12 protein-coding genes are annotated in these 14,629 nt (G+C 64.1%); 1 reads left to right on the forward strand and 11 read right to left on the reverse strand.

The genetic code is table 11. From position 1 onward, the window contains the following. Position 1 precedes the first annotated feature (1 nt). The 3 genes from J8C05_RS06500 to J8C05_RS06510 all read right to left on the reverse strand — a co-directional run bounded on the left by J8C05_RS06500 (position 2) and on the right by J8C05_RS06510 (position 2,917). The gene (locus tag J8C05_RS06500) at positions 2–1,621 is read right to left on the reverse strand and encodes an NAD(P)H-hydrate dehydratase (protein WP_281503750.1); all 1,620 of its coding nucleotides are present in this window, start codon (positions 1,619–1,621) and stop codon (positions 2–4) included. Positions 1,622–1,631: 10 nt separating this feature from the next. Further along, entirely contained in the window at positions 1,632–2,606 is a 975-nt protein-coding gene (locus tag J8C05_RS06505) for a phosphoesterase (protein ID WP_211421460.1), read from the reverse strand. Positions 2,607–2,683: 77 nt separating this feature from the next. After that, the gene (locus J8C05_RS06510; RefSeq protein WP_058867576.1) at positions 2,684–2,917 is read right to left on the reverse strand and encodes a hypothetical protein; all 234 of its coding nucleotides are present in this window, start codon (positions 2,915–2,917) and stop codon (positions 2,684–2,686) included. Between the two features lie 208 nt (positions 2,918–3,125). Here J8C05_RS06510 and J8C05_RS06515 point away from each other — a divergent pair, with 208 nt between their 5' ends. Next, positions 3,126–5,102 (forward strand): ABC-F family ATP-binding cassette domain-containing protein, encoded by a 1,977-nt coding sequence (locus tag J8C05_RS06515; protein ID WP_211421461.1) that lies wholly within the window; start codon positions 3,126–3,128, stop codon positions 5,100–5,102. A gap of 136 nt (positions 5,103–5,238) precedes the next feature. Here J8C05_RS06515 and J8C05_RS06520 read toward each other — a convergent pair whose 3' ends face one another. The 8 genes from J8C05_RS06520 to J8C05_RS06555 form a co-directional block, all read right to left on the reverse strand. Then, positions 5,239–6,105, reverse strand: a complete 867-nt coding sequence (locus J8C05_RS06520) for a heme ABC transporter ATP-binding protein (protein WP_246604574.1) — start codon at positions 6,103–6,105, stop codon at positions 5,239–5,241. Then, complete coding sequence (locus tag J8C05_RS06525) at positions 6,102–7,184, reverse strand: FecCD family ABC transporter permease (protein ID WP_211421462.1); 1,083 nt, start codon at positions 7,182–7,184, stop codon at positions 6,102–6,104. Before J8C05_RS06525 ends, J8C05_RS06520 begins: the two co-directional genes overlap by 4 nt. 7 nt (positions 7,185–7,191) lie before the next feature. Further along, a complete protein-coding gene (locus J8C05_RS06530; RefSeq protein WP_211421463.1) occupies positions 7,192–8,133 on the reverse strand; it encodes a heme/hemin ABC transporter substrate-binding protein in 942 nt (313 codons plus the stop codon). Between the two features lie 202 nt (positions 8,134–8,335). Further along, positions 8,336–9,427: a hemin-degrading factor gene (locus J8C05_RS06535; RefSeq protein ID WP_211421464.1), complete on the reverse strand. Its 1,092-nt coding sequence runs from the start codon at positions 9,425–9,427 to the stop codon at positions 8,336–8,338. A gap of 57 nt (positions 9,428–9,484) precedes the next feature. Next, positions 9,485–9,721 carry a ferredoxin gene (locus J8C05_RS06540; RefSeq protein ID WP_211421465.1) on the reverse strand — a complete coding sequence of 79 codons (237 nt, stop codon included), beginning with the start codon at positions 9,719–9,721 and terminating at the stop codon, positions 9,485–9,487. A gap of 68 nt (positions 9,722–9,789) precedes the next feature. After that, entirely contained in the window at positions 9,790–10,047 is a 258-nt protein-coding gene (locus J8C05_RS06545; protein ID WP_014099841.1) for a hypothetical protein, read from the reverse strand. A gap of 21 nt (positions 10,048–10,068) precedes the next feature. Continuing rightward, complete coding sequence (locus tag J8C05_RS06550) at positions 10,069–12,699, reverse strand: TonB-dependent receptor (protein WP_211421466.1); 2,631 nt, start codon at positions 12,697–12,699, stop codon at positions 10,069–10,071. Between the two features lie 421 nt (positions 12,700–13,120). Then, complete coding sequence (locus J8C05_RS06555; protein ID WP_211421467.1) at positions 13,121–14,623, reverse strand: complex I subunit 4 family protein; 1,503 nt, start codon at positions 14,621–14,623, stop codon at positions 13,121–13,123. Between the last annotated feature and the right edge of the window lie 6 nt (positions 14,624–14,629).

Genomic DNA, 14,629 nt, shown 5'->3' on the forward strand with positions numbered 1-14,629 from the left:
CTTATCTGGCTGAGGTCTGGCCGGCTGAGTCCTGGGCTTTGAAAGCCTGGGGCAGAAAACGCAGGATGTCGGAAGCCACCAGTGAACGTTCCCCCAGCGCCTCATTGGCCAGATCGCCCGCTTTCCCGTGCAGGTACACGGCGGCCAGCGTGGCTTCGAGCGGCAGGTGGGGGGTCTGCGCCAGCAGACCGGCCACGATGCCGGTCAGAACATCGCCACTGCCCCCCGTGGCCATGCCGGCGTTGCCCGTCGGGTTGATGTACACGTCGCCTTCCGGAGTCGCAATCAGCGTGTAGTAGCCCTTGAGCACCACAAACAGATGGTGGGCCGTGGCCAGGCGGCGGGCCGCGCCCAGCCGGTCAACCAGCACGTCATTGACAGACACCCCCAGCAGCCGCGCCATCTCTCCCGGATGGGGCGTCAGAATGAGGGGACGCTCCGGTGTGCCGCGTCCGGTCTGCCATGGCGCCAGACAGTTGAGCGCATCGGCATCGAGGACGGTGGGAGACTTTCCTTCCTGCACAATCCACTGCACAAGGCGACGCACGGCCGGATCGGTGCCCAGTCCGGGCCCAACGGCACAGACCGTATGTTGGTTCGCTACCGCAAAACCGGCGCGCAGCCCATCTTCCGTCAACCGCCCGTAGCCGTCATCCGGCAACGCCAGCGTCATGGCTTCCGGCAGACACTGGCTGACGAGCAGGGACTGGGCACTGGCTGGAATCGCCATGGTGAGCAGTCCGGCCCCGGCGCGCAGCACACCTGCACCTGACAGCGCCGCCGCGCCGGTTTTTCCGCGCGACCCGGCCATCAGCAGCACATGCCCGACATTCCCCTTGTGGGCATCCGGCATCCGGCGGGTACGCTCCAGGTATGACCGTACGCCCTCTTCCGTAATGAGAAACAACGCCGCCCGGTGATTCGGGGTGGCGCGTAGCAGACACTCCGGCGAGCCGATGTCCACCACCCGCAGTTTTCCGTTGACGTGCCCGGCCGGCGGCAGCACGTTGGCCACCTTTGGCGCTGTAAAGGTCACGGTCAAATCGGCCACGACGTGGACCCCCACCGGATGCGGCAGATCGGCCGCCAGTCCCGACGGCACATCCAGCGCGCACACCGGGATGTACTGTCGGGCGCTGTTGATGTACTCCACCACCCGGACGAACATGCCTTCCAGTCCGCGCGCCAGCCCCGTCCCGAACAGGGCATCCACGTGCAGGTTGAAACGCGAGGTGCTGTTGTTGAGCAGGGCCGCGAAGTCGCTTTCACTCTGAAGTTCCACCAGCCGAATCTGCGGCGACGCCTGCGCCAACTGCGCCACGATGTCGAAATTGACGCGCGCATCGCCACGGGCGGTCTCGCGTTTTCCAAAGAGCAGCAATTCGACATGCGCGCCGCGCATCCAGAGCTGCCGCGCCACGGCCGCGCCGTCACCGCCGTTGTTGCCTTTGCCGCAAAACACCCGGACGCGCCGCCGCTGAACCGGGCCAAAGTGCTGCTCGATGGCCAAGGTCGCGCCAAGGGCCGCGTTTTCCATCAGCAGCAGTCCGGGAATTCCAAACTGCTCACTGGTGAGCCGATCAACTTCGGCCATGTGGGCCGCAGAAAGAATGGGTTGCACGGCACTTCACCTACGCCGGTTCAACGGTGGACACATCCCGCAACTCGGCCGCAATTTCACGCGCAATGACCCTGGCGCGCTCCAGGGCTTCCGGCGCCAGCGAGACGGCCCCGACCACCGCGTGCCCGCCGCCGCCATACCGCTCGCAAATACTGGCAATGTTGTGCTCGCGCGGGCGTCCGCTCCATGGGTTGTAACCAACCGACACTTTCGACCGATGGGCGCCACGACTGACGCTGACACTGTAGCGCGCCTGTGGATACAGCCAGTAGGCAATGAACTTGTTGTAGCCCTCGATGTCGTAGCCGGTCAAATCGAAGAACACCACGCCGTCGTGACATTCGCCCACCTGACGGAAAATCTCGATGGCGCGCTCATGACGCGCCTGAATGGGCGCAAAGGCCGCCTGGATTTCCGGCCCGGCGGCGACTTCGGCCAGGGAGCGTACCTGCAGGGCCCGGACGATGGATTGCCGCAGCCGATGGTCCTTCGACCCTTCCAGCACCAGCGTCAGTTGCATGGCTGGGGCGCTGAGATTGACGGCCGTTTCGGCGTCGGGATACTGCGCCCCGTCAATGATGTCCGCCCAGTGAATCAACTCGGCCAGCTCCGGCAGCTCCACCCCGAAACGGTCACGCGCAATGTCGGCAATGAACTTCGTGCAGGACTTGTAACCCGGATCAAAGAACTTCCTGCCACTCGTATCCGCCCGGAACAGGGCTTCATCCACGACGGTCAGAAAGGCGCTCTGGTGATGGTCAAACCACCAGGTGATTTTTTCACTTGGATGAAACTTGAAATCGAGGAGGGCATGCTCATCAGCATCAAACTGCATCTCGCCAAAACTGCCCCCCGGACGGTGCATCAGGCCGGCGTAACTGAACTCGGTCTGTGCGTCAAAAGCCCGCCGGTAAAAACAGGCGAAGACGGCCGCGGAGCAGGCGCCATCGAAACAGTGATCGTGGTAGAAAATCTTGACCCTCATGGCGTCAGTACGGAGACCGCACCGGATGCCGGACACCGTTCGGGGCCGGCACCACAGCCCGTTCTTCCGTTCGGTATTTACAGGGCGTGATAATCACCCGACAGTTCAACGTAGGCCACGCCCGGCACCCGCTCCAGTTCGGGCAGACGCTCCCGTGGCACGGAACCTGTCACCTGGCCAAGTGCAAGCAGCCGGCGGGCCACCGTCAATCCGGCCGCCTGCAAAGCGGCCACGACTTCGGCCATGCGTTCCCGGTGGCTTTCAGCCACGCTGACGACGACCGCAACGGAAGGTGAAGACGAAACCGACATAGGGCGCTACCCTGAAATGAAGATGTGCCTTGCTGGGCCGAACGCGCTCATCATGACTGAAATGTACCGTTTCGGCGATAGGTCTTTTCTGGAAAGGCGCTTCAATGGAGTCAAGGGCGCTTGCCGAAGTCACTGTGGATGGGCACAATCGCCGTTTCACCCGGACCGTGCCAGCAACACGAAACCCGAAGGGTGAGCGGTTGGACCTATGCTGTTTCGCTTTGAAGATGTCCATAAAAGCTACGGCGGGCATGACATCCTGCGCGGCGTGACCTGTCAGGTCAATCCGGGCGAAAAGATTGGCCTTGTCGGGCGCAACGGCGCCGGCAAATCCACCATGCTGCGGCTGCTGTGCGGGCTGGACCAACCCGACCGGGGACAGATCATCCGCGCCACCAACCTGTCCTTCGGCCTCCTGGAACAACACCCCCACTTCCCCCCGGAAGTGACGGTGCTGGAAGCAGCCCTCAGTGTCTTTTCCACACTTCAGGCCATGGAGCGCGAGATGCGCCAGCTCGAACACACCATGGCCGAGCCGGAGCAGGATGCAGACCACCTGGCAGACCTGCTCGAACGCTACAGCGAACTCCAGCACCGTTTTGAAGAACAGGGCGGCTTTACCTACCCGGCCCGCACCGAGGAAGTTCTGCTCGGTCTCGGTTTCACCAAAGAGGACTTTTCCACACCGGCCGTCCGGCTGAGTGGCGGCCAGCAGGGACGCCTCCACCTGGGGATGCTGCTGCTGCGGCAGCCCGACATCCTGCTGCTCGACGAACCGACCAACCACCTCGATCTGCGCGCCATCGAGTGGCTGGAAAACTTCCTCACCGGCTACGCCGCCGCCTATCTGGTCATTTCCCACGACCGCTTTTTTCTCGACCAGGTGACGACCCGCACCATCGAACTCGACCGTGGAAAGACGACTTCCTACACGGGCGGCTTTACCGAATACGTCGCCAAACGGGACGCGCTGCGGGAAATCCAGCAGCGGCACTACGAAAAACAGCAGGAAGAGATTGCCCGCCAGGAAGAGTTCATCCGGCGCAACATCGCCGGACAGAAGACCAAACAGGCCAAGTCGCGGCGCAACCTGCTGGCCCGTATGGAGCGCATCGAAGCCGCCACGGTGGATGCCCCGCAGGGCAACTTCTCGATGAAGCACGTGCCGCGTTCGGGCGAATGGGTCCTCACACTCGAAGACCTCCGCGTGGGGTATGGCGGCAAGGCGGTGGCCGGCCCCTTCAATCTGGTTGTCCGCCGGGGCGAAAAGCTGGGCATCGTCGGCCCCAACGGCGCCGGCAAAACCACCCTGCTCAAAACGCTGCTCGGCATCCTGCCGCCGGTGACAGGCACGCTGCGCTGGGGAACGGGCGTCAAAACCGCCTACTACGACCAGCGGCTGGAGTCACTGACCCTCGCCAACTCGATTTTTGCCGAACTTCAAAGTCTCAACCCGTCGGCTACCGAATTGGAGCTGCGCTCGTTTCTGGCCCAGTTCCTGTTTACCGGCGACGATATTTTCAAGCCAATCCGGGCATTGTCCGGCGGCGAGCGGGGACGGCTGGCGCTGGCCAAGCTCATTTACAGCCGCTCAAACGTGCTGATCCTCGACGAGCCGACCAACCACCTCGATATTCCCTCCTGCGAGGCGCTGGAAATGGCGCTGGTGCAGTATCCGGGCACGTGCCTCATCGTGTCGCACGACCGCTATTTTCTGGACAACGTCGCCACCCGCCTGCTCTGGCTTGAACCCGGCAGCAGCCGCGATTTTGACGGCAGCTACAGCGAGTTGTGGGAAATCCGCCAGGCGGAGCAGCGCGAAGCCGCCCGGCGCGCCAAAGCCGCCGAGACCGCCAGACCCACTGCCCAGCCAGCCGAGACGCATGCTCAGGCGCATGCTCCGTCACCGGCTGCGCCCCCAGCCGCGCCCCCAGCCGCCCCCACCGGGACATCACCCGGAGCCAAAAAGAAACCCAGGGGCAAGGTGCGCCCCGTGGAAGCCATCGAGTCCGACATTGCCCGCGCCGAGGCCGACCTGGCTACGGTCTCCGCCGCCATGGCCACGCCGGAAGTGGCGACCGACCCGGTTCGTTACAGCGAGTTTCACCAGCAGTACGAAAAGCTGACGCAGCAGCTCGAAGCCCTCTACGCCGAGTGGGAACTCGTCGCCGAAGCCGGGGCATAGCCAGGCGGCCTCGGCCCGGCCAGACAGCCGGGCAAACATGGCCGGGTTCGGACGTTTCATCCCGTCACCACCCGCCACTCGCTACTCGCCACTCGCTAGTACGGGCGACTCGCGAGTCGCCCCTACCACTCACCACCTACCGTGAAACCAGGCGGAAACGCAGGATCGGTGAGGACATCGGGCGCTCCCGCCGCCCTTCACTGCCCGGCCGGGACGGCGGAAGCGGCACGACACAGGGCCGGCCGTGATGCGGGTGTGGCGTCACGACGACATCCAGCCCGAATACGGCCCGGATGCGCTCCGCCGTGAGCACGTCTTCCGGGCGGCCTTCCGCCGTGATGCGTCCCCGGTCAAGCAGCACAATGTCATCGGCCACGTAAGCCGCCAGGTTGAGGTCATGCACGACCACCACGACGCCGACGCCCTCCTGGGCAAGCTGCCGCGCCACGGCCATCGCTTCGTACTGGTGCGCCAGATCGAGGCTGGAAGTTGGCTCGTCGAGCAGCAGCCACCGTGCAGACCCGCCGGGCAGGGCTTCCCAAATCTGGGCCAGGGCGCGGGAAAACTGCACGCGCTGGCGTTCACCGCCGGAAAGTGACGGATAGGCCCGCGCAGCCAGATGGTCAACACGGGTCTGCGCCATGGCCTGCTGGGCAATGGCGACATCCTGCGGTGTTTCACGCAGAGCCACGTGCGGCGCGCGCCCCAGCAGAACAACCTCAAAGGCCGTGAACGGAAAAGCCAGGGAGGATTCCTGGGGCACCACGGCCCGCCGCCGTGCCCGCTCCACGAGCGACCACCCCTCCAGCGGGCGGCCATCGAGATACACCGCGCCGTAGGTCGGCGTCACATCGCCGGTCAGCACCTTGAGCAACGTGGACTTCCCCGCTCCATTCGGCCCCAGCAGGGCCGTGACCTGACCGGGCAGCAGGGTCAGCGAAATGTTGTCCAGCAGGACTTTGCCGCCCAGAACGACGCCAACCTGACGCGCTTCAAGCATCATGACCGAAACCCCCGCTCCCGTAACAACAGCCACAGAAAACACGGCGCACCCAGGCTGGCTGTGACAACCCCCAAGGGCATTTCAGCCGGACTGACGATGGTCCGGGCCAGCAAATCCGCCAGCACGACCAGACATGCTCCGAGCAGGGCCGACCCCGGAAGCAGCGTCCGGTGGCCCGGGCCGGCGGCAAGCCGGATGAGGTGGGGCGCCACGAGACCGATAAACCCGATGATGCCGGCAAAAGCTACTGCGGCGCCGACGATGAGCGTTGCAGCCAGCATTGCCAGGCGTGTGACCGTGGTGACATCGAAGCCAAGATGCCGGGCTTCGGCCTCGCCCAGCAACAGGGCATCGAGCGGGCGCGCCAGGCGTCCCAGCCAGACCATAGCCGGGACAGCCAGCACAGCGACAATCGAGAGATTCACCCACGAAGCGGCTCCCAGACTCCCCAGACTCCAGAAGGTCACGCTCCGCAGTTGGTCATCTGTGGCGGCAAAAATGAGCGCTCCCCGCAACGCCTCCGCCAGCATCGCCAGGGCAATGCCGGCCAGCAGCAACAGACCAACCGACAGCGTTCCTTCGCGGCGCGCCAGGCGATAGACGATGAAAGCGGCCAGGCTCCCGCCCAGAAACGCCGCAATGGGCAACTGATAGACGGCCAGCGTCCCGCCGGCCTTGCCAAACAACCACCCGTTGGTGCGAATGCACAGCACGGCGGCCAGCGCCGCGCCGCTCGAAACCCCGATGATGCCGGGGTCGGCCAGGGGATTACGAAAAACGCCCTGCATTGCGGCACCCGCCATGGCCAGACCGGCCCCGACCAGCGCGCCAAACAGCACCCGTGGCAGGCGAATCGTGAGCAGCACCGCCTGTTGCTGTTCGGTAAAGGGCACGCCAACGTCCAGTCCAATCAACTCAGCCAGAATGGAAAGGCTTTGCGCCGGTGTGATGGCCACGGCGCCAATGCCCACGGCCAACAACACGATCCCGCACAGTGCGCCGGCCAGGCCACCAATCAGCCAGTGGCCGGGAAGTCGAAGGGCTTGCGGACGGGTTGCCAGGATGTTCACAGCCGCCATGCCACGCTCACTTTTCGGGTGCGTTTTCGGGGTGCAGCAAACGCGCCAGTTCCATGACGCCCTGCCCGGTTCGCGGGCCGAAGCCCAGCAGCAACAGGTCATCCACCGCCACAATCCGCCGGTTGCGCCCGGCCGGAGTCTGGTTCACACCGGGCATGGACAGCACCCCGGCAATACCGCCGGAGCTTTCCAATCCACGTGCCGGGAGCAAAATGACCTCCGGGGCAGCAGCCACGGCGGCTTCGGCCGTCAGTGGCTTGTAGCCTTCAAAATCAAAGGCATTGACGCCACCCGCCAGCCGAATCATCTCCGCTGCCGCCGTATCGCGTCCGGCGACGTTGGCCGCGCCCTGCCCACGGGCGTAGATGAACATCACCTTCGGTCTGGCAGGCCGTTCGGCAAGGTAGGTCTGAACCTGCGCCATGTCAGCTTCCAACTGCCGGATGAGCGCCTCGCCCTGGGCTTCGCGGTCAAGCGCCTGCGCCACAGCGCGAATCTTGCGCCTGACGCCCTCCAGTGAGTGGTCAGCCGGCACGGTCAGAACCGGTGTCCCGCTGGCGCGCAACTGCGCCAGCGCCTCCGGCGGACCGGCTTCCGGGACGGTCAACACCAGCGTTGGACGCAGCGACAGGACTCCTTCGGACGACAGGGCCCGGACATACCCCACCTGGGGCAGCTTCGTGGCGGCTTCCGGGTAGAGACTCGATGCGTCACACCCGACCAGTGCCGATTCAGCCCCAAGGGCATAGACAATTTCGGTGACGGACCCGCCGGCGGCGACCACCCGCGACACATCCCGGATGGCCACCGGCTGCCCGGCGGCGTCTGTCACCGTCCGCACCGCGGCCTGGGTCGTCACATCGCGCCGACAACCGCTCCCGGCCCCCAGAATGCCCAGGCCAAGGCTGACCAGCCCGACAACGGCACACCAACGTCTCAGGGTCATCATGGCTTCCCTTTCATCAGGCCTTTCATCAGGCGGCGCGGTTCCGCCAGAAGCCGCGCCGGAGGATCAAGAAAAAAACGTCGGGGCCGAGTTGCGAAGTACGCGACCTGACCAACCAATACCCCGTCCGCGCCCCGACGGCCGCGCAGGTCTCAGGAGTGTCTTGGCTTTCCCTGCGCGGCAAAAAGCCTTTATTCCAACTGCGTCATGAAACCCGCGTCAGACACTCACACAGCTCCGCCCAGAACGGAGAGGGCGTCTCACCTTCCCGGCGTTTGGCATGGAGAATGGCAATCTGTTCGCCGGTTGCATCGAAAAACTCCACTCCGGTCACAATCCCGCGCACCGTCGGCTTTTTGACCACCCAGGCGCTGTGGACCTTCGGCTCGTGGACGTGGAGGTTGAACCCGTCATCCAGAACGTTGAGCCACTCGCCAATGAGCTTGACGTTGTGAATCGGCCCGCTGTGAATCTGGATGCAGCCCGGGTTGCCGACGAAAATCATGATGTTTTCCCGCGCGGCGGCGACTTCTTCGAGAATGCGTCCGAAGCTGTCCGGGCGCACCTGCCAGGCCATTTCCGGTTCCGCCAGACGGAGCGCCTGCGTCCGGCTCAGCTTGAAGCGATGTGTCAGGCGGATGAAGTCGTGCGTGTCTTTGAGTTCGCGCCAGCCCTGCCGAAAACCGGCCACATCCACTTCGGCATCGGGGATTTCGGCCACTGGCGGCGGCGGGGCACTTACGGCCTGTTCCCGGCTCTGATCGGGTGCGGCAAACCGTTTGGTCAATGCCTCGAAGGCTTCCACATGACTGGCTTCCCGCAGGTAGGTTTTGTGAATGGCCGTGCCCGTGGCGTCAAAAAACTGAAAACTGCGGCGCGGCCCACGGGGCGAGTCTTCGCACACAGCAAACCCGATAGCCCAGCGGTCAAGGAACAGCCGCAGATCAATGCCGCTGTCGAGCACCTGCCCCATCCGGGTGTGCCCGGCAAAGATTTCGACGTTCCGGTAGTGGCCGTCCTTTTCGCTCACCGCGCCGTCATTGCGGGTCAGCGCCATGACGGGCCCCAGGGCTTCCAGTTCGCGGATGAAGTCGCCCCAGTCGGCGCTCAGGCGGGTGGCCGTCGTCCCACAGCCCAGCGCCACAAGCTGGGCCTCGCTGACGCCCAGCTTTGCGGCTGCGTCACGGATGCGGAGTTTGGGTTCGGTCTGGCGCAACTGTGACCACTGCTGCGCAATGTCTTCGGCCGTATAGCCGGCGTCGGTTGTCAACTCAGCCGCTGGATTTGGTGCAGTCATCGGATGGTTCTCCTTTGTGTGTCAGGTCGGAATAAAAACATTTCGGCCATGGGGCGCTCACCAGTCGCCATCATCGCCGATGGCTTCCACCGGGCAGGATTCCATCGCCTCCCGGCACAGTTCCCGTTCTTCCTCGTTTTCGGGTTGACGCAGCACGTACGAGTGAGCTCCCCGGTCATGACGCACGAAGATGTCGGGCGCAATCGAACGGCACACGTCACAGTCAATGCACTGGTGGTCCACATAAAACGGCCCCTCGGCATTTTCCGGGAAGCGGTCACGCACCTTTGCCATGATGCCCTCCCTGGGAGCGCGGGCGTCCTGCCCGCCGGCTGGCCTGCGCTTTTCCCATATTGCCCCCCTTAGTTTTGCGCCCCGAACGGATCGGTGGCGCAGCACTGGCGCAGGGTTTCGGCAAACCCGACGCCACTCAGTCCATAGTGAACGGCGCACTCGTTGACGCCACGCACAAAGTGGCGAAACTGCTCCGGCGAAAATGTGTAGTGGGCGCCACCGATGGCCAGGTGAAAGTTGCCACACTCCAGACACAGCCACATTCGCACAGGGATGGGTATCTGGTCCGGGTCTTCGGGCAGACGAAACAGCGATTGAATGTCCATAAGTGACAGGCTCCTGGAGCATTAGAAAAACCGCAACCGCACTCCGGCGACGAACGCACGCCCCCGCGCCGGCGCATCGAACAGTGAAAACAGGTCCTGGTAAAAGCGATTGCCCAGGTTTTCCACCCCAAGGGTCAGCGCCACACCGTAGCGTTCGCGGTCAAAGTTGACGCCGCCGCGCACGTCGTGCACCGTGAAACCCAGGCGTGCCGTGCCTGGCCGTGCGTAGAGGCTGCCGGGCGGCAACCGGCGCTGGGTCGTGACGATGCGCGACCGATACTCCATCCAGTAGCGGTTCGTGGCCGAGTTCCAGCGCGTCCCCAGCACGGCTTTGACCGGCACGACCGGAAAGTTGAACGGGTCCACCGGCTGGTTCGCCCGCAGGTCGTCTCCGCGCGTCACACTCAGATTGCCCAGCAGCGTCACGAACGATGACCGCAATGCATCGGGCAGCCGGAAGGGCGCTTCAAACTCGGCTTCAATCCCCTGCATGCGGATGCGGCCGAGGTTCTGGCGCTGAAGCACAGCCAGCGGCACGCCCCCTGGAATCGGGTTGGGTATCGGCGCCAGACCCGGCACCGGCGTGCCAAAGTTGCCAATGAAGTTGGTGTAGTTGTTGCGGAAGTAGGTGAAAGCACCCGAAAACCGCGTAAAGCGCACCTTGGCTCCCAGATCGAGATTGATGCCGGTTTCCGGGCGCAAATCCGGGTTTGGAATCGTGATACTGCGCGTCGTCGGGCTAAGCGTGTGGGATGCCCCGGCATTGTAGCGGTCAAAGATGTTCGGTTCGCGGTAACTGCGCGCCCCCCGCGCCACGAGACTGACCGCCGGGATAGGGCTGACGACGATGCCGCCCGACCCCGTGACGGCCACATTCGCATGGCGCAGCGACTCCAGACCGTTGATACCAGCCGTTCCGGGCGGTATGAGGTTGAAGATGTCGTAACTCGGTGTATCCAGCGCTCGTGAACGGTAGCCATCCACCCGCAGCCCGCCGATCAGCCGCACATAACGGCTGGGGGTGTATTCGTCCTGCACGAAAAAGGCCAGGTCCTGAAAGTTGGCGTTCGGAACATCCCGCCGGGGCTGGCTGTTGCGCAGCGAACGCAGCACATCGCCGTCGGTACGGATGCGCGCGGCCAGCGTCTGCGCCTCAGCCGGGGTCAGACCGCCAGACGACGTCGGCAATGTTCCCCGGATGACAATCCGATCATCGGCGCTGGTGTCCCGGTAGAAACTGATCCCGGCCGTGATGACGTGGTTGCGGAACGGCGTCAGGATGACCTGCCCATCAAAGCCGCCCGTCGTGGGATTGATCTGCCGGTCCGTGACCTGAAACAGCGCTGGCAACGCCCGTACGATGACCTGGTCGCGCCGCTGCTGCCACTGGTAGTAGCCGCTGATCTGGACACTGGCAATCACCGGTGACAGATCACGGACGACGAATCCCATATTGACCTTGTCGCGGTTGCTGAACAGGAAGTCGAACGTGCCCTGAAGCGGATACCGGTAGGGCGCGGACGCAAGCCGCTCATAACTCGACCGCAGGAAAGTCTGCTCCGTGAAGAAGAACCGACCTTCGACGCGCGTGGCATTTGTCCGGTAGGTCGAACCCGTCACCCGGCGCGTCACCGGGTCAAACTGTGGCACCACCGAGGCGTAGCCGGCTTCCACGGGGCCGCCGGCTGTATAGTCGCTGAAGTTTTCAAACGACTGCCGGACGCGGGCCGTGAAGCGGCGGGTCGCCAGACTCAGGCTGCCGCCGTAGCGTCCACCGGGGCCGTTCGAGGTGAAAAAGGGATCAACCACGCCGCTCACCCGCACCCCGCTGTCCACCGTGGCCGGCGGGCGCGTGATGAAGTTGATCGTACCGCCCAGCGCCTCCGTGCCGTAGAGCACCGACCCAGCCCCCCGGATGACTTCAATGGCTTCCAGCGTACCGACATCCACCAGTCCCGTCTCGACGCCATTGCCGACGTGGCTCGTCGGCGTGCGCCCGTGGTTGAGGCGCTCGCCATCCACCAGCACCAGCACACGGTTTCCTTCGAGTCCACGGATGATGGGGCGCGTCTGGAAGCTCTGCGACTGGGTATAAGTTCCGGGCAAATCGCGGAGAATGTCGGCGGCCGTCCCCGGCAGCCGCTCCTGCAACTGCTGCTCCGTCACGACCGAAACGGCTTCCGGCGTTGTCATCGTGTCCCGAACGGTACGGCTGGCCGTGATGGTGACGATTTCCCGGATCGTCCCCGGCGCAAGGCGAATGGGATCGAGGGTTGCACCTGGTGCCGCAAGCCGCACTTCGACGACGGCATCTGAAAATCCTTCCCGTGTGACACGGATTTGATAGACGCCATAGCGCAGTTCGCCGACGGTAAACGTGCCATCGGCGGCCGTCAGGGCCATGCGCGTACTTCCGGTCGCCACACTGCGGACAAGCACACTGGCTTCGGCGATTGGCGCTCCCTGCCCATCGGTTACGCTGCCGGTCAGAGCGCCCCGGTCTTCAGCCTGCGCGCCGGCAACGCCCACCACCCCCAACCACACGGCCATCACCAGAACACCAATCCACGAATAACCACGGCCAGCCCGGAGGCCAGACCAAGGGAAAGCCGCGCGTTTCGCAAACGAAATCACCATCACTGCATTTGACATAACACTCCACTCCCTGCACGCCGGACAAACGGCTTTTAGAGCTTCATTGCGGACGGCGCATCGGGTAGAGTGCCCGCGCACACGCGCCATCCTGTTGCCTACCGGGTGGACACTGTGCTCAAAGCCTTCGGTGTTGCCGCACCGGAGGCTTTTTGCTTGGGGGACGTAAAAGATTTCAGGGCGGCATGGCGGCACTTGGCAAACTTAGTAAATGAAAATGATTTTCAAGTTGAAGCCAACATGCTACACCAAGCTGCGGTTGTCAAGCCCTGTGCTCGCCCGGACGGAAGAATTGCACGGGCACACCCTTCCCACGGGCGCGTCTGCGGCAGAGGCACAACGCGGGTCCGGCCAGTGGGCGTGGCCAACGGATGATCAGCCGCCAGCGTAGCGTCGGATGAATTCGGATAAATGAAGGGTGTCAGGACGGGCGGGAGGTTGCCGTGACCACCGGCGGCACCGCCGGGCGCGTGGCCTCCAGAAAGAACCGGGGGGCGATGCCCATCACCAGCATCAGAGCTGCCAGCGGCGCCACGGTCAGCACTTCCCGCCAGTCGGCATCCGGCATCTCGAAGGTGGCTTTGTGCGGCCCAAAAAGCGTACGCCGCACGGCCGTCAGCAGATACACCGCCGACAACACCATGCCGCTGGCCGCCACGACGGCAAACCAGCGTCCCGGTGTGGCCGTGAAAGCCCCCAGCAGAGTCAGGAACTCACCGATGAAGCCGTTGGTGAACGGTACGCCGGCTGAGGCCAGGCTGGCCAGAACCATCAGGAAGGCAAACCGGGGCATCGCTTGGGCCAAACCGCCAAACTCGCCCAGGTCGGTCGTCTGCCGCCGGGTTTCCAGCATGGCGACGAGCAAAAAGAGCGCGCCGGTTGTGACGCCGTGCGCCACCATGTGAAACATCGCGCCTTCGACGCCATACGCCGTGAACGAAAAGACCCCCAGCGTCACAAACCCCAAGTGACTGAGCGATGAATAGGCCAGCAGCCGTTTCAGATCGGTCTGCACCATGGCGACCAGCGCCCCGTGCAGGATGCTGACCACGGCCAGCACCAGCACCGGCAGCGCCCACGCCTGAGCCTCTTCGGGAAACAGTCCGACGCCAAACCGGACGAGGGCATAGGTGCCCATTTTCGACATGGCCCCCGCCAGCAGCGCCGTGATGGGCGTCGGGCACTCGGCGTAGGTGTCAGCCTGCCAGGTGTGGAGCGGAAACACCGGAATTTTGACGAAAAACGCAATGGCAAACCCCCAGAAGCACCACTGGCGCAGGTCCGGCGAAAGCAGATTGCGCGCCTTGACGAGCGTTTCCAGGTCAAAGGTATAGCGCCCGGTGGCCTGCCCATGCGCCACATAGAGGCCGATGATCGCCGCGAGCATCAGCAGGCTTCCGGCAACGGTGTAGAGGAAAAATTTGGTGACGGCTGCCAGACGGTTCTCCCCGCCCCACAGGCCGATGAGGAAGTAGGCCGGGATGAGCACGACTTCCCAGAACACATAGAACGTCACCAGGTCGCGCGCCAGAAAAACGCCGATCAGCCCGCTTTCAAACAGCAGCACCAGCATGAAGTAGATGTGGCGCCGGGTCGTGATCGCCGTACTGGCCAGCATCGCCAGCGGCGTCAGCAGCGTCACCAGCAGGATCAGCCACAGGCTGAGACCATCCACAGCCAGGTGAAACCAGACGCCCAGCGTGGGAATCCACGGCGCATTGACGACGAGCACCGGGGCGGTCTGGCGGCCAATCAACCGCCATGACAGCCCGCATGTCAGCAGAGCCGTTGTCAGGGCAACGGCCAGGGCATACCGCCGGCCGGCTTCGGCCGAGGTGGCCGCGAGAGCCGCAATGACGAGCGCGCCCATCACCGGCGCAACAATCAGAAGGACGAGCAACAGGCCAGAATCAAGGAAGGTCACAGTACA

The sequence above is a fragment of the Chloracidobacterium sp. N genome (assembly GCF_018304765.1).
In the GTDB taxonomy this organism is placed as follows: domain Bacteria; phylum Acidobacteriota; class Blastocatellia; order Chloracidobacteriales; family Chloracidobacteriaceae; genus Chloracidobacterium; species Chloracidobacterium aggregatum.

Bases quoted from the DNA above. Each gene is read 5' to 3' on its own strand.
- J8C05_RS06525 (WP_211421462.1), bottom strand. From the start codon at position 7,184: ATGGCGGCTGTGAACATCCTGGCAACCCGTCCGCAAGCCCTTCGACTT.
- J8C05_RS06505 (WP_211421460.1), bottom strand. From the start codon at position 2,606: ATGAGGGTCAAGATTTTCTACCACGATCACTGTTTCGATGGCGCCTGC.
- J8C05_RS06530 (WP_211421463.1), bottom strand. From the start codon at position 8,133: ATGATGACCCTGAGACGTTGGTGTGCCGTTGTCGGGCTGGTCAGCCTT.
- J8C05_RS06540 (WP_211421465.1), bottom strand. From the start codon at position 9,721: ATGGCAAAGGTGCGTGACCGCTTCCCGGAAAATGCCGAGGGGCCGTTT.
- J8C05_RS06535 (WP_211421464.1), bottom strand. From the start codon at position 9,427: ATGACTGCACCAAATCCAGCGGCTGAGTTGACAACCGACGCCGGCTAT.
- J8C05_RS06545 (WP_014099841.1), bottom strand. From the start codon at position 10,047: ATGGACATTCAATCGCTGTTTCGTCTGCCCGAAGACCCGGACCAGATA.
- J8C05_RS06515 (WP_211421461.1), top strand. From the start codon at position 3,126: ATGCTGTTTCGCTTTGAAGATGTCCATAAAAGCTACGGCGGGCATGAC.
- J8C05_RS06510 (WP_058867576.1), bottom strand. From the start codon at position 2,917: ATGTCGGTTTCGTCTTCACCTTCCGTTGCGGTCGTCGTCAGCGTGGCT.
- J8C05_RS06520 (WP_246604574.1), bottom strand. From the start codon at position 6,105: ATGATGCTTGAAGCGCGTCAGGTTGGCGTCGTTCTGGGCGGCAAAGTC.
- J8C05_RS06550 (WP_211421466.1), bottom strand. From the start codon at position 12,699: ATGTCAAATGCAGTGATGGTGATTTCGTTTGCGAAACGCGCGGCTTTC.